Origin of the sequence: Halomonas sp. AOP7-E1-9, from assembly GCF_052376035.1 — a bacterium.
In the GTDB taxonomy this organism is placed as follows: Bacteria; Pseudomonadota; Gammaproteobacteria; order Pseudomonadales; family Halomonadaceae; genus Vreelandella; species Vreelandella citrativorans.
In genome coordinates, this window is the sequence record NZ_JBQSVC010000004.1 from 24,900 (window position 1) to 48,172 (window position 23,273).

At 58.0% G+C, this 23,273-nt stretch carries 19 protein-coding genes; 11 read left to right on the forward strand and 8 right to left on the reverse strand.

Annotated features, from left to right (window positions below; genetic code table 11):
- Positions 1-11 precede the first annotated feature (11 nt).
- Genes dapF through argH form a run of 4 tightly spaced genes read right to left on the reverse strand, consistent with a single transcriptional unit; the run spans position 12 to position 3,662 of the window.
- Complete coding sequence (dapF, locus tag ACT3R4_RS03650) at positions 12-845, reverse strand: diaminopimelate epimerase (protein WP_193054045.1); 834 nt, start codon at positions 843-845, stop codon at positions 12-14.
- Entirely contained in the window at positions 845-2,116 is a 1,272-nt protein-coding gene (gene lysA / locus ACT3R4_RS03655) for a diaminopimelate decarboxylase (RefSeq protein ID WP_193054046.1), read from the reverse strand. The genes dapF and lysA overlap by 1 nt, the downstream gene beginning before the upstream one ends.
- 23 nt (positions 2,117-2,139) lie before the next feature.
- Positions 2,140-2,262: an LPS translocon maturation chaperone LptM gene (gene lptM, locus ACT3R4_RS03660; protein WP_087110450.1), complete on the reverse strand. Its 123-nt coding sequence runs from the start codon at positions 2,260-2,262 to the stop codon at positions 2,140-2,142.
- On the reverse strand, positions 2,259-3,662 hold the full coding sequence (argH, locus tag ACT3R4_RS03665; RefSeq protein WP_193054047.1) for an argininosuccinate lyase: 1,404 nt from the start codon (positions 3,660-3,662) through the stop codon (positions 2,259-2,261). Before argH ends, lptM begins: the two co-directional genes overlap by 4 nt.
- Before the next feature lie 294 nt (positions 3,663-3,956).
- Between argH and hemC the strand changes: the two genes are divergently transcribed.
- Genes hemC through ACT3R4_RS03685 form a run of 4 tightly spaced genes read left to right on the forward strand, consistent with a single transcriptional unit; the run spans position 3,957 to position 8,450 of the window.
- Entirely contained in the window at positions 3,957-4,901 is a 945-nt protein-coding gene (gene hemC / locus ACT3R4_RS03670) for a hydroxymethylbilane synthase (protein ID WP_087110446.1), read from the forward strand.
- On the forward strand, positions 4,898-5,719 hold the full coding sequence (locus ACT3R4_RS03675; RefSeq protein ID WP_193054048.1) for a uroporphyrinogen-III synthase: 822 nt from the start codon (positions 4,898-4,900) through the stop codon (positions 5,717-5,719). The genes hemC and ACT3R4_RS03675 overlap by 4 nt, the downstream gene beginning before the upstream one ends.
- 17 nt (positions 5,720-5,736) lie before the next feature.
- Positions 5,737-7,191, forward strand: coding sequence for a uroporphyrinogen-III C-methyltransferase (locus tag ACT3R4_RS03680; protein WP_193054049.1), 1,455 nt, complete (start codon positions 5,737-5,739; stop codon positions 7,189-7,191).
- Positions 7,188-8,450 (forward strand): heme biosynthesis HemY N-terminal domain-containing protein, encoded by a 1,263-nt coding sequence (locus ACT3R4_RS03685; protein WP_193054050.1) that lies wholly within the window; start codon positions 7,188-7,190, stop codon positions 8,448-8,450. The genes ACT3R4_RS03680 and ACT3R4_RS03685 overlap by 4 nt, the downstream gene beginning before the upstream one ends.
- 78 nt (positions 8,451-8,528) lie before the next feature.
- Here the strand turns inward: ACT3R4_RS03685 and mscL are convergent, their stop codons facing one another.
- Positions 8,529-9,044, reverse strand: a complete 516-nt coding sequence (mscL, locus tag ACT3R4_RS03690; RefSeq protein WP_193054051.1) for a large-conductance mechanosensitive channel protein MscL — start codon at positions 9,042-9,044, stop codon at positions 8,529-8,531.
- 344 nt (positions 9,045-9,388) lie between these two features.
- Here mscL and ACT3R4_RS03695 point away from each other — a divergent pair, with 344 nt between their 5' ends.
- From ACT3R4_RS03695 to etfB, 7 genes are all read left to right on the forward strand, one after another.
- On the forward strand, positions 9,389-10,525 hold the full coding sequence (locus tag ACT3R4_RS03695) for a choline metabolism transcriptional regulator GbdR (RefSeq protein WP_193054052.1): 1,137 nt from the start codon (positions 9,389-9,391) through the stop codon (positions 10,523-10,525).
- Between the two features lie 196 nt (positions 10,526-10,721).
- A complete protein-coding gene (locus ACT3R4_RS03700; RefSeq protein ID WP_193054053.1) occupies positions 10,722-11,699 on the forward strand; it encodes a dipeptidase in 978 nt (325 codons plus the stop codon).
- Between the two features lie 96 nt (positions 11,700-11,795).
- Positions 11,796-12,329 carry a DUF5943 domain-containing protein gene (locus ACT3R4_RS03705; protein WP_192526879.1) on the forward strand — a complete coding sequence of 178 codons (534 nt, stop codon included), beginning with the start codon at positions 11,796-11,798 and terminating at the stop codon, positions 12,327-12,329.
- A gap of 11 nt (positions 12,330-12,340) precedes the next feature.
- Positions 12,341-14,413 (forward strand): dimethylglycine demethylation protein DgcA, encoded by a 2,073-nt coding sequence (dgcA, locus tag ACT3R4_RS03710; protein ID WP_193056986.1) that lies wholly within the window; start codon positions 12,341-12,343, stop codon positions 14,411-14,413.
- Positions 14,414-14,497: 84 nt separating this feature from the next.
- Positions 14,498-16,519, forward strand: a complete 2,022-nt coding sequence (locus ACT3R4_RS03715) for a (Fe-S)-binding protein (protein ID WP_193054055.1) — start codon at positions 14,498-14,500, stop codon at positions 16,517-16,519.
- Complete coding sequence (gene etfA / locus ACT3R4_RS03720) at positions 16,516-17,793, forward strand: electron transfer flavoprotein subunit alpha (RefSeq protein WP_193054056.1); 1,278 nt, start codon at positions 16,516-16,518, stop codon at positions 17,791-17,793. The genes ACT3R4_RS03715 and etfA overlap by 4 nt, the downstream gene beginning before the upstream one ends.
- Positions 17,783-18,607 carry an electron transfer flavoprotein subunit beta gene (gene etfB, locus ACT3R4_RS03725; protein ID WP_192526875.1) on the forward strand — a complete coding sequence of 275 codons (825 nt, stop codon included), beginning with the start codon at positions 17,783-17,785 and terminating at the stop codon, positions 18,605-18,607. The genes etfA and etfB overlap by 11 nt, the downstream gene beginning before the upstream one ends.
- A gap of 81 nt (positions 18,608-18,688) precedes the next feature.
- Here the strand turns inward: etfB and ACT3R4_RS03730 are convergent, their stop codons facing one another.
- From ACT3R4_RS03730 to ACT3R4_RS03740, 3 genes are all read right to left on the reverse strand, one after another.
- The gene (locus ACT3R4_RS03730; RefSeq protein ID WP_193054057.1) at positions 18,689-19,576 is read right to left on the reverse strand and encodes a DMT family transporter; all 888 of its coding nucleotides are present in this window, start codon (positions 19,574-19,576) and stop codon (positions 18,689-18,691) included.
- A 96-nt stretch (positions 19,577-19,672) separates the two neighbouring features.
- Positions 19,673-21,424, reverse strand: a complete 1,752-nt coding sequence (locus ACT3R4_RS03735; protein ID WP_193054058.1) for a sodium:solute symporter family protein — start codon at positions 21,422-21,424, stop codon at positions 19,673-19,675.
- 176 nt (positions 21,425-21,600) lie between these two features.
- Positions 21,601-23,178, reverse strand: a complete 1,578-nt coding sequence (locus tag ACT3R4_RS03740; RefSeq protein WP_193054059.1) for a BCCT family transporter — start codon at positions 23,176-23,178, stop codon at positions 21,601-21,603.
- Positions 23,179-23,273 lie beyond the last annotated feature (95 nt).

Below are 23,273 nucleotides of genomic sequence, written 5' to 3' on the forward strand. Positions count from 1 at the left end.
ACGCGTCACTATCAATTAAGTGCTACGCGACCATCAAAAACGCGTGTAGCCGGGCCGACCATGATCAGCGACGCTTCCGGGTCGGGCCACTCGATCGTCAGCTCGCCGCCGGGCAGGTGAACGCTCACCGGGCTTTTCAGGATGCCCTGGCGGATTCCGCTAGCAACAGCGGCGCACGCACCGGTACCACAAGCAAGCGTTTCGCCACTGCCCCGCTCAAATACCCGCAGACGAATCTGGTTAGCCGAAAGAACCTGCATAAAGCCCACGTTAACACGCTTGGGGAAGCGAGGGTGCGCTTCCATCAACGGCCCAAAACGCTCAACCTGGGCGCGCTCAACGCTTTCCACCTGCAATACCGCGTGGGGATTACCCATGGATACCACACCAATGTGAAGCGTTTCACCGTCGACCTCAAGTTCGTGTAATGGTTGGTCGCCTGGGGCTTCAAAGGGCAGTGCTGCCGGGCTAAAGCGCGGCCGCCCCATATCGACACGCACAAGGCCATCGTGCTGTACGTGCAAAACCAGCGGGCCACCGGCTGTTTCTACGTGAATCTCATGTTTGTGGGTCAAGCGCTGGTCGCGCACAAAGCGCGCAAAGCAGCGAGCGCCGTTGCCACAGTTCTCCACTTCACTTCCGTCGGCATTGAAAATACGGTAGCGGAAGTCCATCTCGGGGTTGCGGGGCGGCTCAACCACCAGCAACTGATCAAAACCAATCCCAAAGCGACGATCAGCCAGCTGTTGGATATGCTCCTCACGCAGCCGGGCACGCTGGGTTACCAGGTCAACGACCATAAAGTCGTTGCCCAGGCCGTGCATTTTGGTGAAATGCAGAAGCATTAGCGCGCTCCTTCAGGCAGCAGCGCTTCGCCCGCCCAAAGGCTTTCGACCGTTTCACGGCGCCGTACCACGTGGCACGTATCGCCATCGACCATTAGCTCGGCCGGACGCGGACGGCTGTTGTAGTTGGACGCCATAACAAAGCCGTAAGCACCTGCTGAACGCACCGCCAGAAGATCGCCTTCGGCAATCGCAAGCTCACGCTCTTTACCCAGAAAGTCGCCGGTTTCGCACACCGGGCCGACCACGTCATACACCGCACTTGGGCGAGTTTCACGAGTGTCCACCGGCACGATAGCCTGCCACGCCTGATACAGCGCCGGGCGAATCAGGTCGTTCATGGCCGCATCAACAATGGCGAAGTTCTTGGTTTCGCCGGGCTTCAGGAATTCAACCCGCGTCAGCATGACGCCTGCATTGGCGGCAATAGAGCGGCCTGGTTCAAACAGCAGCGTCAGATTTTCGCCGCCTTCCCAGCGCGACAGGCGAGCCAACAGCTGGCTTGCGTAATCAAACGGCTGCGGGGGCGTTTCATCCCGGTAAGGCACGCCCAAACCGCCGCCCAGGTCCAAATGATCAATCTCGATACCCCGTTCGCGCAGGCGCTCCATCAGCATCAATAGTCGATCCAGCGCGTCCAAAAACGGAGCGGTTTCGGTCAACTGCGAACCAATATGGCAATCCAGCCCCTTCACCTCAAGATTCGGCAGGCTGGCCGCCAGCTCGTAAACCTCAAGCGCGTCATCGACCGCGATGCCAAACTTGTTGTCCTTGAGCCCGGTGGAAATATACGGATGAGTGCCCGCGTCCACGTCCGGATTAACGCGCAGCGAAACCGGGGCAACGTTACCCAGTTCCCCCGCTACAGCGTTTAAGCGCTCCAGCTCAGGGCGAGATTCAACGTTGAAGCACTTGATGCCGACTTCAAGCGCACGGGCCATTTCGTGGGGCTGCTTGGCAACACCTGAGAACACCACTTTTTCAGGGTCTCCTCCGGCTGCCAGCACGCGCTCAAGCTCACCAATGGAGACAATATCAAACCCGGCGCCTAGCCTTGCAAGCAGGCCCAGCACCGCCAGGTTAGAGTTGGCTTTAACGGCGTAGCAGATCAAATGCGGGTGACCGCCAAGCGCTTCGGTGTAAGCGCGAAAGTGGCGCTCAAATGTTGCCTTGGAATAAACGTAACAGGGCGTGCCGTGCTCTGCGGCAATCTGCGAAAGCGGCACATCTTCGGCGTAAAGCACGCCGTCGCGGTAGTTAAAATGATCCATAATGTCGTCTCTCCTGCAGCCGCTTACCCAGCCTGTTCGGCCACACCGTTATCGGGTGAGTTATCGTCGGGCAGGTAGAGCGGTCCCTTCTGACCGCAACCCGCGACGAATAAAGCGATGATCGCGATAAGCGCTAATGTTTTCATGCCTGACCCTGCAGTAACGAGAGCGCCTCGCGGGCACGCTGTGCTGCGGCACGCACCTGATTGGGCGCCGTCCCGCCAATGTGATTACGCGCGGCCACCGAGCCTTCCAGCGTCAGTACGTCAAAAACATCCTGCTCGATGATAGAGGAGAACTGTTGAAGCTCTTCCAGACTCATTTCCGAGAGATCTTTTTGGGTTTTCAGGCCGTAAGCAACCGACTGGCCGACGATTTCATGGGCATCGCGGAAGGCAACGCCTTTACGGACCAGATAGTCGGCAAGGTCGGTGGCGGTAGAGAACCCACGCCGCGCCGCTTCATACATGCTGTCTTTTTTCGGCTCAATGGCAGGCACCATATCCGCGAACGCTTTCAAGCAGTCGCGCACCGTATCCACCGCGTCAAACAGCGGCTCTTTATCTTCCTGATTATCCTTGTTGTAGGCCAGCGGCTGCGACTTCATCAGCGTCAGCAGGCCCATCAAATGACCATATACGCGGCCTGTTTTACCGCGTACCAGCTCCGGTACGTCAGGGTTTTTCTTCTGCGGCATAATGGAAGAGCCGGTGCAGAAGCGGTCAGGCAGGTCGATAAAGTCAAACTGGGCGCTGGTCCACAGCACCAGTTCTTCGCTCATGCGCGACAGGTGCATCATCAAGATGCTGGCAAAGCTGGTGAATTCAATCGCGAAGTCGCGATCCGATACGGCATCCAGCGAGTTCTCTGCCGGACGCTCAAAGCCCAGCAGCTCAGCGGTGACGTGGCGGTCAATCGGGTACGTAGTACCCGCCAGCGCAGCGGCGCCCAGCGGCAGTACGTTAACGCGTTTACGGCAATCCAGCAGGCGCTCATGGTCACGGGCGAGCATTTCCTGCCAGGCCAGCAGATGATGACCAAAGGTGACCGGCTGGGCGGTTTGCAGGTGGGTAAAGCCGGGCATGATGGTATCGGCTTCGCGGTCGGCAAGCTCGATCATGCCTTCGCGCAGGCGCTTTAATTCCACCTCAATGACGTCAATCTCGTCGCGCATAAACAGGCGGATGTCGGTCGCTACCTGATCATTACGCGAACGACCGGTGTGAAGCTTCTTGCCAGTGATACCGATCTTGTCGGTCAGGCGTGCTTCGATATTCATGTGGACGTCTTCAAGCGGCACCGACCAGTTAAATTCGCCGCGCTCGATTTCACCTTGAATTTCGGTCAAACCGTTAATAATCGCGTCGCGTTCTTCGTCGGTCAGCACGCCTACGCGGCTAAGCATGGTGGCGTGGGCAATAGAGCCCTGAATATCCTGGCGCGCAAGGCGCTGGTCAAAGGTGACAGACGCGGTAAAACGCGCCACAAAGGCATCGGTAGGCTCGCTGAAGCGACCGCCCCAGGACTGATTCGTAGCTTGGCTCATCGGAGGTATATCCTGCTGACAAAACAAAAGAGTCGATGGCGGAAAGTGTAACAGAGTCATTGCGCTTATGGCTTGAGTTCGGGCCGCCTACATTTGCAGAGTAATGGCGTTTGGCCCGCCGAGCACTTATCTTTAAGGCAATTCTTTAAGACTGCTCTTGGAGACAGCTTTTGAAGACAGTGGCTTAAAACAGCTTCTTAAAAACAGCCAGTTATTTTTACTGTGCGCCCGGGTGCTTTATGATGAGACACATCATAGCTTGACGCGCCGCGTCAGCGGCAAAGGGAGAATAACGTGTCATCCATCACCAAACTGCGTATTGCTACGCGGAAAAGTCAGTTGGCCATGTGGCAAGCCGAGCACGTCCGTGACCGCTTGATGGCTGCCCATGAGGGCCTTGAGGTTGAGCTGGTCGCGCTCTCTACTAAAGGCGACAAAATTCTCGACACCCCTCTGTCTAAAATTGGCGGCAAGGGGCTATTTGTTAAAGAGCTGGAAGACGCCATGCTGGATGGCCGCGCGGATATTGCCGTCCACTCGATGAAGGATGTCCCCATGCTTTTCCCCGAAGGCTTAGGGCTTTCGGTTATTTTAGAGGGCTCAGACCCTACCGATGCGTTTGTATCCAACCATTATAAAAGCATCGATGAATTGCCTGAAGGGGCCAAAATAGGCACCGCCAGCCTGCGTCGCGGGCTCCAACTTCGTGAAGCTCGCCCTGACCTGCAAATTCTCAGCCTGCGCGGCAACGTGCAAACCCGGCTGGCCAAACTAGACGATGGTGAATTCGATGCCATTATCCTGGCGACCTCTGGCTTAAAACGCTTGGGCCTTGAAGAGCGTATTGCCCAGGCACTGCCGCCAGAAGTGTGCCTGCCCGCCTGCGGCCAAGGCGCGCTGGGCATTGAGTGCCGCCTGCATGACCCGGAACTGATCGGCCTGCTGGCTCCGCTGGATGACCCGGACACCGCCACCCGCGTACGTGCAGAACGCGCCATGAATACGCGCCTGGAAGGCGGCTGCCAAGTACCGATTGCCGGTTTCGCGGTGCTCGACAAGGCCAATGAGACGCTGTGGCTGCGCGGGCTGGTGGGCAATCCTGAGGGCACCGAAGTATTGCGTGCTGAAGGCCGCGGCTCAATGTACGAGCCTGAAGCACTGGGCATTCGCATTGCCGAAGAGCTGCTTGACCAGGGTGCAGGCGATATTTTGGCCGAGGTCTACGGCAACCACGTATGACACAGCCAGTGCTGATCTGCCGACCTGGCAAGCGCGGTGAAGTGCTTGCCAATACGCTGCGCGCAACGGGCGCCTGGGTAGAGCCAATGGCGGTGATGAGCCTTCAAGCGCTACCAGAGGACCCGCTGATGCGCCGCGTCTGGCTGGATATTGACCAGTACGACAAGGTAATAGTGGTTAGCCCCTTCGCGGCCCTGTGTTTAGGTAACGCGCTGGATCGCTACTGGCCACAGCTACCCACTGGCATTGCTTATTATGGCGTGGGGAGCGCTACGGCAGAGGCACTGTTTGACCAGTTGGGCGTACGGGTACGCATCCCATCAGCAGCGGCTGACAGACCCGGTGCTGACCAACAAAAGGCTGGAAATGAGCGCGGCGATAACACCAGCGAGGCACTTTTAGCGCTCGCCTCACTGAAGAATGTCGCACATCAGCGGATATTACTGGTGGCGGGAGAAGGTGGCCGAACGCTACTGGCCGAGACGCTGACAGAACGCGGTGCTCAGATGACCCGGGTCGCTGTGTATCGGCGCATTTTTCATCCGCCTTCGGCCTCACTCCAGGCCCGCCTTGCTACGGGAGATTTTCGAGCACTCATCGTCACCAGCAGCGAACTGCTCGAACATCTGGCAAAATGGTGTGATCAAACAGCGTTGAACCAACCGCTAATCGTTTCCAGTCAGCGTTTAGCTACACTGGCCGGTACACTGGGTTTTTGTGACCTCAAGGTGGCGTCGGGAGCAACGCCAGCTGCCCTTGCAGCTGCGTTGGGCAGGTCCTGTAATCCTATGGGTGCCGATGTCGATCAAGGAACTTAATTAAGGGCTAGCGACAGATGAGCAAACAACCAAACGACCAGGAAGACGTACAAAAAGCGTCCGCCGACGCGCCTCAAAAAAGCGCCACGCCGGGCGAAACTGCCGCGTCTACCTCAACTCCCTCGCCATCAAGCGCGGTTGAAAGCAGCCCACCCGCAAGCTCGGCTGCCGAACCATCAAGCAACGCGCCTAAAAATGCTAGCTCTCGTCGGCGTGGCAAAAACAGCGGCAAACCTGACGCGGCCTCTGCCACCGCCCCCCCTCCCAGTACGACGCCTAACAGCGAAAAACCGACAGCCAGCGTTACAGAACCTGCCACGGCTAAAAAAGAGCCCGATGGCAATACGGCAACGCCCAATCGCCCCTCCGGTAACGGTGGAAAAGGCACAACGCCGCCTCCCCCAAGTGGAGGTGAGCAGTATAAAGGCCGCAAAGGCGGCCTGTTAGCCTTGGTGTTGGTACTGGTGCTGGGCGTGGCGCTTATTGTGGTGGCCTGGCAAGGCTGGCAACGCCTTAATAGCCAGCAACAGCGCATCAATGCGTTAAGCCAACAGACTGACAGCAGCGCGACGCAGCAATCCGTGAGCGAGCTTGAATCACGCATTGAAAGCAGCGAACGCGAACGTACCCAGGCCCTTGATGGCACGCTGGAAGAGTTACGCAGCGAGCTTGATAGCTACCGCAGCGACGTCAACAGCACGCTGGATGACGTGCTGAACCAGCTTTCCCAGACGCAAGACACCGACGACCGCGATTGGCTACATGCAGAAGCGGCCTATCTGCTGCGCCTGGCAAATCAGCGCCTCCAGCTTGAAGGCGATGTTGACGGTGCTGCTGCGCTGCTGCGTACCGCCGACGCCCGCCTGGCGGATGCTGACAACCCAGCGCTAACCGCCGTGCGTCGTGATATTGCTAACGAGCTTGCCGAACTGGATGGCGTGCCGCGTGTGGATCGTACGGGACTCTATCTAGCGCTTAATGCGCTGCAAGAACGCGTTTCCAGCCTGCGTCTTTCGCAGGAAGTGGAAGAAAGCGCCGTCACCTCCGGCATTGAGCAGCCGCCTACCGGCAACTTCCAGCGTCAACTGGCACGTTTTGGTGAAGAGCTTAAAGACCTGGTCGTGATTCGTCATCACGACGAACCGATGGAAATGCTGGTCACTCCCGAGCAAGAGTCGTACCTGCGCCAAAGCCTGCGCTTGATTCTTGAGCAGGCCCAGCTTGCCCTGTTGAAAGAGGAGCAGCCGCTGTATGAAGCCAGTATCGATAAAGCGCTGGAATTACTTAACGGCTACTACGACCTGGACAGCGAGGCCACGCAAAGCGTGATCTCAAGCCTTCAGGAGCTTAAGCAAGCGGATATTGAGCCCGAACTGCCGGATATCAGCGCCTCCCAGCAGGCCATGACCCACTTTATTGAAAACCGCTTCAGGACGCGCCAGCAAAATGGCGAAGAGGGAGGTGATGCATGAGAAAACTTATTCTCCTGCTGGTCGCGGGCCTAGCCGTCGGTGCCCTGTTTGGGCACCTGATGATGTCAGTACCTGGTTATTGGTTAATTCGGGTAGGTGAAACCTCGGTCCAGACCTCGTTCTGGTTTGGCCTGATTCTGCTGCTGGCCGCATTTATTGTGGTGCATTTTGCACTGCGGCTGCTGACCGGCATCCTTCGTCCTGTGGGCCGTTTCCGTACCTGGAACAGCCGTGCGCGTAATCGCCGTGCCATGAAGCGTACCGTGCGTGGTTTGGTCGCCTTGACGGAAGGCCGCTGGAAAAAAGCCGAAAAAACCCTGGTCCACGCCGCCAATGACTCCAGCACGCCGCTAGTTAACTACCTGTCGGCCGCCCTGGCAGCACATTACCAGGGTAACCACACTAAATCTCAAGAGCACCTGAACCAGGCCCAGCTCACCACCGAAGGCGCCGACACGGCCATTGGCTTGATGCAGGCGCAGCTGATGATTGATCGACAGCAGCCTGAAGAGGCGCTGGCAATTCTGAATCGCCTGGACAGAAAACTAAGCGACCACCCGCAGGTACTGAAACTGCTCAAGCAGGTACACCTGAGCGTCAACGACTGGGAGGGCTTGCGCTGGCTGCTGCCACGCCTGGCTGCCCAAAAGCTGATTGCCCAGCAGGAGCGCGAGCAGCTTGAATTCAAGGCGTACCGTGAGCTGATTCTGTTTGAAGCTAAAAATCCCGGTAATATCGAGCGTGTTCGCGGCCTCTGGGCAGACATGCCCGAGTACCTGCGCGGCAACACCGAACTGGTCGTGCTGTATACCGATGCGCTGGTCCAGTCGAACGAAGAGAGCATCGCCGAGCGTCTGCTAAACCACTCGCTGGATCATCACTGGGATGCCCGGTTGGTGAAGCGTTATGGCCTGCTTAACGTGCATGCGGCGCGCCAACTGACAAAAGCTGAAAAGTGGCTGCAAGAGCGCCCCAATGACCCCGAGCTACTGCTAACCTGTGGCCGCCTCTCCCTGCGTACCGGTAAGTGGGAAAAAGCTCTGGAGTACTTTGAGGCCAGCCAGCGCCAGCGTCCCAATGGAGAGGTGTGCGCCGAGCTTGCGCGTCTCTACGCAAGCCTTGGCGAACACAATAAAAGCCAGCTTTACTACCGTCACAGCGTAGAAATGCTAGCGCAGTCACTGCCTTCGCTCCCCCAGCCCAGCGATGCCAGCGACAGCCAAAAATCGGATACGCAAGCGACCAAAAAACGCGCTTAAGGTACACTACGAAAAAAGGGGCGTCCTACGAGGCGCCCCTTTTTTATGCCGTTGATCCGTCCTGAATAGCGTTTCCCGTCACGCCTGCGGTGGAGGCGTTGCCGCCTTTAGAGACTGCTCTTCAGCTTGCGTGGGTACGGGCAGCTCTGACGTACAGTGTCCGCAGCGGGTCGCTTTGATAGGCACCGTCATAAAGCAGTAGGGGCAGGGTTTTTCGACCGGACTTTTGGGCGCCTCTACCTCTTCACGCTTTAAGCGGTTGATGGTTCTCACCAGCATGAAGACCACAAAGGCAACAATCGTAAAACTGACGACCGCATTGATAAACAGGCCAAGGTTGAGGGTCACCGCACCATCTGCCTGAGCCGCCGCAAGTGTGGGGTACGATGCTGACGTTGCTCCCTCTCGGAGCACGACAAACAAGTTAGAGAAATCGATACCGCCGACCAACAGGCCGATCACCGGATTCATGACATCTTTTACCAGGCTTTGCACAATCAGTGTAAACGCGCCGCCGATAATGATGCCCACCGCCATGTCTACCACATTGCCTTTAACGGCAAACTCGCGGAACTCCTTGAAAAACCTGGCCATTGATGCCTCCTTACGCATTCAGATTATGAGCTTATAGCGTTTTTGTGTGCAAAGCCTTTGGGTTCAATGACTTATTAAAACGACGCTGAATGTTGAAAAAACGTTTCGCTAATCACTGACACCCGCTTAGTATCGGTATTTACCGCCTTTAAAACGACCTCAAGCATTCTATTTGCGACACCCGTTGAGTTGCCTTTCAGATTGCTTTGTCAGTATAAGCGTCATTCGTGCCAATATGCAGGCAAGCAGCACGTATCTAGCGCAGGGGCTCACAACAAGACACCAGCGACATAGAACGATAATAAAAAGAACATCAATGATGTTAGGTGATAGAGGTAAAGACCATGACCACCGATCAATCCCAAAAAACCATGCCAGTAGGTCACTCGCACATACCGCAAACGCTCGGTTTTCTGCTGCTGGACAACTTCACCCTCATTTCGCTGGCGTCAGCGATTGAACCACTGCGTATGGCAAACCAGTTGGCGGGGCGAGAGCTTTACCGCTGGTATACCTTGACTCAGGACGGTGCACCGGTGCGCGCCAGCGACGGCCTTAATGTGACGCCGGACGCCTCTATCCATGCGCCGCTCTCACTTGATTGGGTAGTCGTATGTGGCGGGGTCGCTCCTCAGCACAGCGTTAGCCGCGAGCATATTCAATGGCTACAGGCTCAGTCGCGCCAGCTGCGACGCTTGGGTGCTATCTGTACCGGTAGCTGGGCGCTGGGTCAGGCGGGTTTACTGGATCATTATGAAATCAGCATTCATTGGGAGTGCCTGGCCTCTCTTCAGGAAGCCTTTCCGAAAATCGTCCTGACGACGCGGCTGTTTTCCATTGACCGTGACCGTTTCACTGCCTCGGGCGGCACGGCGCCGCTGGATATGATGCTCAACCTGATCACTCACGATCACGGCAAGGAGCTTTCCGCCGGTATTTCCGAAATGTTCGTCTATGAGCGTATGCGCAACGAGCAGGATCAGCAGCGCGTGCCGTTAAAACACGTGCTGGGTACGACGCAGCCCAAGTTGCTGGAAATCGTCGCGTTGATGGAATCCAACCTTGAAGAGCCGCTTGAGCTTGATGAGCTGGCAAGCTATGTCGATGTTTCCCGCCGCCAGCTGGAGCGACTGTTCCAGCGTTACTTACACTGTTCGCCTTCCAGGTATTACCTAAAGCTGCGCCTAGTCAGGGCGCGCCAACTGCTCAAGCAAACGCCTCTCTCGATCATTGAGATTGCCTCGGTATGTGGCTTTGTTTCTACCCCGCATTTTTCCAAGTGCTATCGAGAATGTTTTGGTATTCCGCCACGCGATGAGCGCTTGGGCATCCATACACGCCAAAAAGCGCCGGAAAAGATTCCTCCGCTGCTGAAGCGCTGGGGAGCAGAACCTGTCAGCAACGAGCCGGCATCAAGCGCGCTGCTGGCTCTGGCCTATGCCCAGGGCGAACCCACCTTTGCCAGCGTTCCTCTTGGCTAAACGGGTGTACCACCGCTGAACTAGAGCTGCCGCAAGGCGGCTCTTTTTTTGTACCGTGTTTTCTGTTTATTCACCAGGCTTCCTGCGCCTGCATTTCTCATGATGACGCTTTTGGAATTTCCATCGTCGTTTCCAAGAGCAGATAGGCACCACCTCAGCGCTATGCTCCCTACATAAACAATTCAGGAGCCACGTTATGAACCCTGCCGAATTACACCAGGACGCCATCATCATTGACGGCCTAATCATTGCCAAATGGAATCGCGAACTGCTGGAAGACATGCGCCGTGGCGGCCTGACGGCAGCCAACTGCACTGTCTCGGTTTGGGAGGGGTTCAAGGCAACGGTGGACAATATTGTCGCCTCCAACAAACTGATGGAAGAGTGCAGCGACCTGGTTCGCCCGGTGCGTACCACCGCCGACATCATGCGCGCCAAGGAAGAGGGCAAGACCGGAATCATCTTTGGTTTCCAGAATGCGCACGCCTTTGAAGATCAGATCGGCTATGTCGAGATCTTCAAACAGCTCGGCGTAGGCATTGTGCAGATGTGCTACAACACCCAAAACCTGGTCGGTACTGGCTGCTACGAGCGTGACGGCGGGCTGTCCGGCTTTGGCCGCGAGATCGTTGCCGAAATGAACCGTGTGGGTATGCTGTGCGATCTTTCCCACGTAGGCGCCAAGACCTCTGAAGAAGTCATTCTTGAGTCCAAAAAGCCGGTGTGCTACTCCCACTGCCTGCCCTCCGGACTCAAGGAACACCCGCGCAACAAGTCGGATGCAGAGCTCAAGTTCATCGCCGACCACGGCGGCTTTGTCGGCGTCACCATGTTCACCCCGTTCCTCAAGAAGGGCGTTGATTCGACCATCGACGATTACTGCGAAGCGATTGAGTACATCATGAACATCGTGGGTGAAGACGCCATCGGTATCGGCACCGATTTCACCCAAGGCCATGACCAGAACTTCTTTGAGTGGCTGACCCACGACAAGGGCTATGCCCGCCGCCTGACCAGCTTCGGCAAGATCATTAATCCCGAAGGTATCCGTACTATCGGCGAATTCCCCAACTTGACAGAGGCGCTTCTCAAGCGCGGCCTGAGCGAATCTCAGGTCAGAAAAATCATGGGCGAGAACTGGGTTAGAACCTTGAAGGATGTGTGGGGCGAATAAGTACATGCACAGCCTGTACTGCCGTTCGACGAGATCCTGGAAGCCACTGAATAACTCAATGTCTTTTGAATAAATATAAGTGTAAGGAATACAACCGTGACCAAAACCGCCCCCGAGCTCCCGATTGACGTCGACAGCGAAACCGGTATCTGGACAACCGACGCGCTGCCGATGCTGTATGTCCCGCGCCACTTCTTCGTCAACAACCACGTCGCCATTGAAGAGGCCCTGGGTGCTGAAAAATACGCCGACATCCTCTACCAAGCGGGCTATAAAAGCGCTTGGCACTGGTGTGAAAAAGAGGCCGAACTCCACGGTATGGAAGGCGTGGACGTGTTCGAGCACTACATGAAGCGTCTTTCGCAGCGCGGCTGGGGCATCTTCGTGACTGAAGAGATTGACCTGAATGCAGGCACGGCCCGCGTGCGCCTTGAACACAGCGCCTTCGTGTATCAGATGGGCAAAGTGGACCGTAAAATCGAGTACATGTTCACCGGCTGGTTTGCCGGTGCCATGGACCAGATTCTGAGTGCGCGTGGAAGCTCGCTGCGCACGGTTGCCGAACAGACCCAAAGCGGCGCCGAAAAGGGCTGTGAGTACGGCCTGTTTGTTGTCACGCCCAAGAACTGAGGATCGCTGCCATGGCATTTGAGGCACTGTTCAAGCCGATCCAGATCGGCAACCAAACCATTCGTAACCGTGTGGTCAGTACGGCCCACGCCGAGGTGCACGCCACCGACGGCGGCATGACCACGGACCGCTACGTCAAATACTACGAAGAGAAGGCCAAGGGCGGCTGCGGCCTGTGCATCTGCGGCGGCTCGTCGATTGTTTCCATCGACAGCCCCCAGGGCTGGTGGAGTTCGGTCAATCTCTCGACCGACCGCATCATCCCGTACTTTCAGAACCTGGCCGATGCCGTGCACAAGCATGGCGGCAAGATCATGATCCAGATCACCCACATGGGCCGTCGCTCACGCTGGGATGGCTTCGACTGGTCGACGCTGGTATCGCCGTCGGGCATTCGCGAGCCAGTGCATCGCTCGACCTGCAAGACGATCGAAGTAGAAGAGATCTGGCGCATTATCGGTGACTTCGCCCAGGCCGCGCGCCGGGCGAAGGAAGGCGGTCTCGACGGCGTTGAGCTCTCTGCCGTACACCAGCACCTGATTGATCAGTTCTGGAGCCCGCGCGTCAACAAGCGCACCGATGAGTGGGGCGGCAGCTTCGAAAATCGCATGCGTTTTGGCATGGAAGTGATCAAGGCGGTGCGCGCCGAGGTGGGCAATGACTTCGTGGTGGGCCTGCGCATTACCGGGGACGAGTTCCACCCCGATGGCCTCGACCACGAGGAGATGAAGCGCATCGCGGCCTATCATGACGCCACCGGCATGATCGACTACTTCGGCGTGATAGGCTCTGGCTGTGATACCCACAACACCCTGGCCAACGTCATTCCCAACATGTCGTTTCCGCCCGAGCCCTTCCTGCACCTGGCCTCGGGCATCAAGGAAGTGGTCAACGTGCCGGTCATCCATGCCCAGAACATCAAGGACCCCAATCAGGCCCAACGTATTCTTGAAGGTGGCTACGTGGACCTGGTGGGTATGACCCGTGCTCATATTGCCGACCCGCACATCATCGCCAAAATCAAGATGGGCCAGATCGACCAGATTAAGCAGTGCGTGGGTGCCAACTACTGCATCGACCGGCAGTACCAAGGACTCGACGTGCTGTGTATTCAGAACGCCGCGACCGCACGTGAATACATGGGGCTGCCGCATATTGTCGAGAAAAGCGAAGGCCCCAAACGCAAGATAGTCATCGTGGGCGGTGGCCCGGGGGGCATGGAAGCGGCACACGTATGTGCCAAGCGCGGTCATGATGTCACCCTGTTTGAAGCCCAGGATCAGCTCGGTGGTCAGATAACCCTGGCCTCGAAAGCCCCCCAGCGCGATCAGATTGCTGGCATCACTCGCTGGTACCAGCTGGAGCTGGCACGCCTTGAGATCGACCTGCGCCTGAGTACCCGTGCCGACGAAGCGACCATTGCTGATCTGCGCCCGGATATAGTAATTCTGGCCACCGGCGGGCAGCCGTTCCTCTCCCAGGTACCGGAGTGGGGTTACGACAGCGACCTGGGCAAGAGCTTGGTGGTCAGCACTTGGGACATTCTTAGCGGCAGCGTAGCGCCGGGCAAGAATGTACTGGTCTACGACACTATCTGCGAGTTCTCCGGCGTTTCAGCGGCCGACTACCTGGCAGACAAGGGATCAAAGGTCGAGATCGTTACCGACGATATCAAGCCGGGTGCCGCGGTGGGTGGCACCACCTTCCCGACCTACTACCGCAGCCTGTACGAGAAAGAGGTGATCATGACCTCGGATCTCGCCCTGCATAAGGTATATCGCGAAGGCGACTCACTGGTGGCGGTGCTTGAAAACGAGTACTCCGGCGCGCTAGAAGAGCGGGTGGTGGATCAGGTGGTGGTGGAAAACGGCGTGCGCCCGGATGAAGCCCTCTACTACAGCCTCAAGGAGCAGTCGCGTAACAAGGGCCAGACCGATATCGAAGCGCTCTACGCGATCAAGCCTCAGCCCTGTCTGTCTGAAAGCGGCGATGGCTTCGTGCTGTTCCGTCTGGGTGACTGCACCGCGCCACGCAACACGCATGCCGCCATTTATGACGCGCTGCGGTTATGCAAGGACTTCTGACCCACTAACGCTGTAAGCTGAATGTCATGGGCCATCAGGCTCATGACATTTCGTACTTACGGTGTCTCTGAGAGGAGAGACGCCATGCTTGATACCCTCCTACCGATACTGCTGTTTTCTGCGCTGTTACTGGCTGCCATTGGTGCTGTGCGCCGTGTGCGTCTGTGGCGCCAGGGGCGGCCCTCTCCTGCACCGATTATCCGCGGCCTGATGCAGGTACCCAGGCGCTACCTGGTGGATCTACACCACGTTGTCGAGCGGGATAAACTCATCTCCCATACCCACGTGGCCACCGCGGGCGGCTTTGTGCTGGCCGCATTACTGGCAATTGTGGTACATGGCTTTGGGCTTGATAGCACTATCTTGGCCTGGGTATTGCTGGCCGCCACGGTGAGCATGTTCTTGGGTAGTTTAGTGGTTGCCAAGCGGCGCAGCCCGCCACCCTCACGGCTTTCCAAAGGGCCGTGGATGCGCCTGCCCAAGAGCCTAATGGCGTTCTCCATCGGCATGTTCGTGGTGACGCTGCCCACTGCCGGTATTCTGCCAGAAGGCTTTTTCCAAAGCGGAGCAGGCTGGCTGGCTGCACTGGTGCTGGCCGGTGTCATCACCTGGGGCCTTGGCGAGATGTTCTTCGGCATGACCTGGGGCGGGCCGATGAAACACGCTTTTGCCGGCGCCCTGCACCTGGCCTTCCATCGCCGCCCCGAGCGTTTTTCCAAGCGCGCTGGCGGAGAGCACCGCTCAACCGGGCTCAAATCGTTGGCGCTGGATGACGAAAGTGCCAAGCTCGGCGTTGAGGTACCGGCTGACTTCACCTGGAACCAGCTGTTAGGCTTTGATGCCTGCGTTCAGTGTGGGCGCTGTGAAGCCGTCTGCCCGGCCTTTGCCGCCGGCCAGCCGCTCAACCCCAAGAAGCTGATTCAGGACATGGTAGTCGGCATGGCAGGCGGCACCGACGCCCACTATGCAGGCTCGCCCTACCCCGGCAAGCCGGTCGGCGAGCATGGCGGCAGCCCCCACGACCCGATTGTTGCCCGCACGGGTAGCGCATTGGTGGATGCCGAAACGTTGTGGTCCTGCACGACCTGCCGCGCCTGCGTTGAAGAGTGCCCCATGATGATTGAGCACGTTGATGCCATCGTCGATATGCGCCGCTTTCTGACCCTGGAACACGGTAATACGCCCAATAAGGGCGCCGAAGTGCTAGACAACCTGATTGCGACCGACAACCCCGGCGGCTTCGAACCTGACTCACGCCTGCACTGGGCGGCAGACCTCAATCTGCCGCTGATGGCCGACAAGCGCGAAGCCGAGGTGCTTCTGTGGCTGGGCGACGGCGTGTTTGACATGCGCAACCAGCGCACGCTGCGCGCGTTTATCAGTGTGCTGCGTGCTGCCGAGATCGATTTCGCCGTACTGGGTAATGAAGAGCGTGATAGCGGCGATGTCGCCCGCCGTCTGGGCGATGAGGCTACTTTCCAGAGTTTGGCGCGGCGCAACATTAAGACGTTGAGCCAGTACCGCTTCGCACGCATCGTTACCTGTGACCCGCACAGTTTCCACGTGCTGAAAAACGAGTACGCCGATCTCAGCACCGCCGACATGCCTTCCCGGTATGAGGTTTTCCATCACAGCACCTATATCAACCAGCTCGTCACCGACGGCAAGCTCACGTTCAAAGCCTGGAAAGGCGGCAACGTGACTTATCACGACCCCTGCTACCTGGGCCGTTATAACGGTGAATACGAAGCCCCACGCGCGGTGCTCAAGGCGCTAGGGATTGAGGTTAAGGAGATGGCTCGCTCTGGCTATCGCTCGCGCTGCTGCGGTGGCGGTGGCGGCGCACCGATCACCGATATTCCTGGCAAGCAGCGGATTCCCGATATGCGTATGGAAGATGTTCGCGAAGCCGGTGCTGACCTGGTCGCGGTAGGCTGCCCACAGTGCACTGCGATGCTTGAAGGCGTGGTAGAACCCCGCGCTGACATCAAGGATATCGCCGAACTGGTCGCCGACGCGTTGATCATCACAACGCCTGACGAAAAGGCGACCCAAAGTAAGCCCGCGCCAGCATCACCGCGCGCCACCCTGGAGGTAATGCCATGAGCGAGCTTGTTCGTCGTGACCCTCGAAAAGAGTGGATCGCCCGCAACCGCCTGCACCCGCAACATCTTGAGATGCTCGCCGAACTGGGTGGCGGCGCAGTAGCCAGCGAATGGATGGGGCCTAACGGCGTGATGCGCCGCAACCCCCATGCGGTCGGCTTCATCGGTCCCAACGGCATTCGGCGCATTGATCGTAGCGGCGTCCAGCAGGCGGCACAGGCGCCAGGGCGCAGCGTTGAGGCCAAGGATACGAGGACGCCGGTCACTATCGACACTCCCGCCTTTATGGTGGCGGTCGTACCGGATATGGCTGGTGGGCGCCTTTCCTCCCACGACCGTGATCTGTTAGGGCTTGCCCGCCAGCTAGCCGATGCCGACCCGGCCCAGCCTGGTGCCGTACTGGCCGTGGTGTTTGGCGAGCATAAAGAAACCACCTTTGACGAGGCGGGTATTGACCGGCTACTACACTTGGAAGGCGAGCGTTTCTCGGGCTACCTGCCGGAGCTTAGCGTCGCCACCTTGCAGAGCGTAGATCGTGAAATGATGCCCCGCTACTGGCTGCTACCCGACTCAAGCGTTGGCGGTGAGCTCGGCAGGCGCCTCGCCACAAGGCTTGGCGAGCGCCCGGCCGCTCAGGTCTGGCAGGTCGAGGCAGACACTGAAAGCGCAACCGGCTGGCGCTGTACCGCACGTGGTGCGGCAGGTAGAAACGACATTACCCGCGTCCTGCCCCGTATCGTACTGGCCTTGGCCGAGTGCGCCGACCCGGTCAGCGAAACCCGCCACGCGGCTGAGCCGATCACACTTTCTAACGGGCTTCCCGAAATACTCGGCCGCATTGAGGACATGGGCGAAGTCGCGGTGGACCCGGCCAGCGTATCGCTCGCGGAAGCAGAATTTATCCTTTCTGCTGGCAATGGCGTGAAAAGCTGGGATAGCTATCATCACGCTGCCGAGGTGCTCGGCGCCACCAAAGGCGCCTCACGGGTGGTGGTGGATGACGGCTTTATGCCGCGCGACCGCCAAGTGGGCGCCACCGGCACCTGGGTCTCTGCCCGCGTTTATGTAGCGGTAGGAATTTCCGGCGCTATCCAGCATCTTCAGGGCATTCAGAGCTGCGAGAAGGTGGTGGCGATCAACCTCGATGAAGGCTGCGATATGGTCAAACGTGCCGACCTGGCAGTGATCGGCGATGCCAGCCAGATACTCGCTGCCCTTGTTACACAGGTTGAGCAGTACCGCGCTGAACAGCAGGAGAATCGCGATGCCGCATGATGTCAGTAACAAAAGTGCCAAGCAATCAACCGCCAACGCGCTGAACGTCGCTGTACTGGTTTCGGTAGGCCAACACCCACTGACCGCGCGCGCACGCCGCGCCGACCAGGATGCCCGAGCGGTAGAAATGGCCCTGACGCTGGAAAACGCCTCGGTCAGCCTGCTACATGCCGGCCAGCAAAATAGCGATCATGAAGAGGCCATCCGCGGCTATCTCGGCATGGGTATCAACTCTGTTGGCTTGATCGAGCAGCAACCCCACGCCGATGTAATCCCCGCGCTGGCCAACGCGTTACGCGCCAGCGCCCCGCAGCTGGTGCTGACCGGTACTCGCGCCGAAACCGGCGAGGCCTCGGGTGTAACGCCCTACCTACTGGCCGAGGCGCTTGGCTGGCCGATCATTACCGGTCTAGCGGCGGTAGAAAAGGTCGAGCAGGGAGTGATCACGGTGCTGCAAGCATTGCCGCGCGGCAAGCGGCGGCGCCTGCGCATTCGTCTACCGGCGCTTGCCACGGTGGACAGCAGCGCTCCCGCCGCCCGCCAAAGTGCCTTTGGCCCCGCCAGGCGCGGCGAGTTAGCCCATCAAAAAGCGGCCAGCGAGCTTGATGAAGCACTAAGCACTTGGCAGTTCCAGCCAGCGCGCAAGCGTCCCAAGCGGCTTAAGATCGTTAAGTCATCATCGGCGCGTGACCGTTTCAAAGCCGCCGCTGCCAAGTCCGGCGGTGGTGGTGGGCAGACGCTTAACGACGTCACCCCAGAACAGGGTGCCGAAGCGATCTTCAAACTGCTCAAGGAGGAAGGAGTACTGCGCTAGGCGCACTGCTTCACGATAACGATACTGTCAGCCCGCCTTCTCGGCGGGCTTTTTAGTCCAGGTTCATGAGCGGCAAACGTACTACTTTCCCATAAAGCCCGAGTATAGCCGCAGGCGCTGCCTTTCCAAATGCAGGCCAATCCCCGCATGTACCATCAGCACGCTGATCACCACCGCCCCGCCCGCAAGCGTTGAGGCCGTGGGCTGCTCGCCCAACAACCACCATACCCAGAGCGTACCCAGCGCGGTTTCAACCAGATAGAACAACGCCACTTCCGTCGACGGCAGATAGCGGGTCGCGCTGTTGATCAGCACGGTGGCCAGCGGCATCTGAATAAGCCCCATCACCGCGAGGACGCCATAGCGCGGGGCATCCAGCGCAAACGGCGAAGCCAAAGGCAGCGCGATTGCCGCAGAAAGCAAGCCCCCACCAGCAATCACCACGATGCGATCAATGCTCGGAAAGCGGCGCAGCACCGTCAAATTACCGCCAATCGCCGCTGCCGCCGCCAGCGCATAAAGATTGCCTACCAGCATGCCGTGAGCGCCCTCGCCCATAAAGACCAAACTCATGCCCAGCATGCAGACGGCGATCGCAACCAGCGTGCGCAAAGCGACACGCTCTTTGAGAAACACCCGTGAAAACAGGGCAGCGAACAGCGGCGCAGTGCTAAGGATCACCACCACGTTGGCTACGTTGGCGTTCATCACCGCGAGTACGAAAAGCGCCGAAATCAGCCCCAACAGTATTGCCGAAACCAGCGATGAAAAAGGGTTCACGCGTAGCGTGGCCAGTCGGTTGCCTCGACAACACGCAAGCCCCAGCACACAGAACATCAAAAAGCCGCGCCAGAAGACGATGGTCCAACCCTCGGTATCGGCAAGGCGGATCAGCAGGCCGTCGAAACTGAGAAACACCACCCCCAGTACCACCATCAACAGACCGCGCTGATAACCACTTAACTGCATGATATTGACTCCCGGTTGGCAGAAAAAGATAACCGCTCACCCATGGGCGAGCGGTTAAGCGTAACAGTTGAGCGCAGGCTCACGGCCCAGGCCGTGTTAACGGCCAGGTGACACGGCCACCGGCGCAGTTGAAGCCCTCTGCTGGCGAGGGCGAACTACCCAGAACCCTACGGCTCCCGCCATCAGCAACATGCTCCCGCAGCCGACCGCCAGCATATAGCCACCCTGCACGGCACTGCCAGGCACACTAAACTGCTCGGCGAACCCGGCCAACGTGACCGCGTACTGTTGCCAGAGAAATACCCCGATGGCGCCACCGGAAAGCATGGTGCACAGGGCAATCACACGGGTGCCTGTCACCCAGCCACTGACGGCCTGAGCATCAAATGTATGCAGAAACGTCTGGTACTCTTTCTCGGCCTGGCTGACATGGGTAAACCTGGAAGCCAGCGTAATCGCCACCAGCGCCATCAAGGTGCTTAGCAGTACCGGGTGCAAATATACCGGCAGGCTAAGCCACTCGGCCTGAATCATCATCGACAGCGCGACGTTACCCACAAAGCCCACCGCCAAGCCCCAGCCCGCGCCTGCGGCGGTAATCCGCTTGCTCCAGATGCTCATCAAAGCAACCGGCCCCCAGGAAGAGGCAAATAGCGTGGCGGCAAACCATACCACTGACATAACCGCAGGCGGTTGAAACAGCGCCAGCAGCAGTGCTATCAAGCCCGCAGCGAGCACCGCAATACGGCTTTTTCGCATGGCCGACGTCTCATCTTGCGAGGCTGAGAGGATATCGTTGGAGAGGCTAAAGCCGATGATCGACAGAAACGTCGAGCAAGACGATAGCCCCGCCGCAAAGACGCCCGTTAGAATGACCACACCAAGCCAGGTTGGCAGCACGTTGAGCGCCACCCAAATCATGGAGCGCTCCGGGTCCAGCCCGGCATCGTAAAGATTGATGGCCGCCCCGGTCATCATCATCAATGCGTAGAAGATGGCCAGCGCCACTGCCGTCAACATGGCCGAACGCATTACCACGTGCTCATTGCGGGCCATCAGGTAACGGCTGGATTGCCAAGGACTCGCCGCCAGCACCGCTGCCCACACAAGGCCGAGTGTTAGTCCCCAGGTAAGCGCCTCGCCAGGCGAGGAGAAGTTGGCCTCAGGCCCTTCCAGCACGCCGTGCCATAGCGCAATGCCGGGCTTGTCGGTTTGGGTAAGCAGGCCTTCCACCACACCGTTCCACCCGCCCAAATCTTGAATCACATAGATCGAACCGCCCAAGGCTGCCAGCGAGAAGATCACAAACATGATGGTGTCGGTGAGCATGACACCGGGCGATCCCGAATAGAGAATAAAACCCGTATACGTTGCCCACACCAATACCAACCCGACCCAGTACGGCATACCGGTCAGCTCAGAGAACATGATGCCCGCGCCCTGCATAACGCCTAACAGATACGCGCCAAGGCCGATAATTGTGGTCAGCCCGGCAATCACCTGAACACGGCGCGAGGCAAAGCGCTTGCCAAAAAATTCCGGCACGGTACGTGCCCCGCTGCGCCGAAGGTAACGCCCAAACACCAGCGCACCCAGCAGGCATCCCGAGGTGCTGACGGCCGCGAAGATCAGCATCACAAACGGATAGCCCTGATAGGCAAAACCCGTTTCACCGAGAAACGCGCTGGTGCTGAGATAGCTTGCTACCAGCGTACCCAGGATAAAAAACGTGGGAGCATTGCGGCCAGCAACCAGATAATCATCCAGACCTTTGACGCGCCGTCCGGCGAGATGCCCGATAACAAAGTAGCCCACCAGGCTGAGCAGTATTGCGATGGTGTAAATCATGAGAATAGCCGTCAGGTTATTAATATTGTTTAGCCATGGTGCAATGCTTTGGCTGTCTACTCTTTGCTATTAGCGGCAACGCATGCAGGAATCACGACACGATATCCGCTAACCAATAGGGGCGCCATTGAAATGGCGCCCCTATTGGCAACAACAAAGTACAGCAACAAACCTGACTATCGCGCTATTTTGGGCACCGCATTGAGCTCGCGCCACTCCTTGTGAAGCCCTTTGTAAAGGCTGAAACACATCAGCAGAAGCACCAGCGTAAAGGGTAACCCTGTCGCCACCGCGCCTGCTTGCAGCGCGCTAAGCGCCGCGCTACCGCCACCGTAAAGCAGCACACCAGCGATGACACCTTCAAGCGCGGCCCAGAACACCCGCTGCCCCTTGGGCGCATCGGTTTTCCCACCCGCGGTGATATTGTCGATGACGAGGGAGCCAGAATCCGCCGAGGTAATGAAAAAGACCAGCACCAGCACAATCGCCAGCGTCGAGGTGATGCCAGTGAACGGCAGTAGCTCCAGCATGTGGAACATGGCAAGCGAAACGTCGCTGATGCCGTTGGCTAATTCGCCCATGCTATTTTCGGCCTGAAACAGTGCCGCGCCGCCAAAGGTGCTCATCCATACCAGCGTGACCAGCGTCGGCACCAACAGCACCGCAATCAGGAACTCGCGTACCGTGCGCCCCCGGGATACACGGGCAATAAACATCCCCACAAACGGCGACCAGGAGATCCACCACGCCCAGTAGAAGATGGTCCAGCCGTGATACCAGACGTCATCATCGCGGCCAATCCAGTTCGAAAGCGGCAGGATATGGCTGACATAGTCCACTGCCGTGGTGCCAATTCCCGTTATAATCATCAGCGTCGGTCCGGCGATTACCACAAACAGCAGCAGCACTGCCGCGACCACCATATTGATGTTCGAGAACAGCTTGACGCCGCCGTCGATTCCCCGCCATACCGAAAACAGTGCAATCACTGTAACCACCAGGATGATTGCCATCTGCGTTCCAAGGGTATTGGGTATGTCGAAAAGATAGGCAAGCCCGCCAGCCGCTTGGGTAGCGCCAAAGCCAAGCGACGTTGCCAAGCCAAAGATGGTTGCCAATACGGCAAGAATATCAATGGCATGGCCTGCCCAGCCGCGCGTTCGCTCACCCAAAATCGGGTAAAAAGCAGAGCGCAGGGTTAGCGGCAAGCCTTTATTGTAGGTAAAAAAAGCCAAGGATAGCGCGACAACGCCATAGATCGCCCATGGATGAAGCCCCCAATGAAACATGGTGGCGCCCATAGCGGCGCTAGCGCCCTCCGGTGTACCTGGGGGAATATTCAAGGGTGTACCGTACCAATCGGTGTAGTAGGCCACTGGTTCAGCAACACTCCAGAACATCAGCCCGATACCCATACCCGCCGCAAACAGCATGGCGAACCAGGAGGTGCGCGAGTATTCCGGCTTGGCATCATTTCCGCCCAAGCGTATCCGCCCAACCGGAAGACAGATAAGCGCCAGACAGAACACTACAAAAATATTACCCGCAATCATGAACAGCCAGTCGAAATGCTCAATCGACCAGTTCTTGGCAAGGCCAAGCTGGGTATTCGCAGCATCGGAATAGATCAGCGCATAAAGAATAAACAGCAGAATGGCGAGTGCGGAGAGCGGAAAGACGGGGTTATGGAAATCCAGCCCCATCACCTGCTTGTTATCCTGACCGGGGGTCAAAACAGGATCATCATGGTCCATAGGTTATCCTCATTGTTATTTTTTTCTGTACGCTAACCGCCAAGGTGGCGGATAGGGCGTTTAAATTTTTAGGCGATACTCACTTGCGCAGTTAT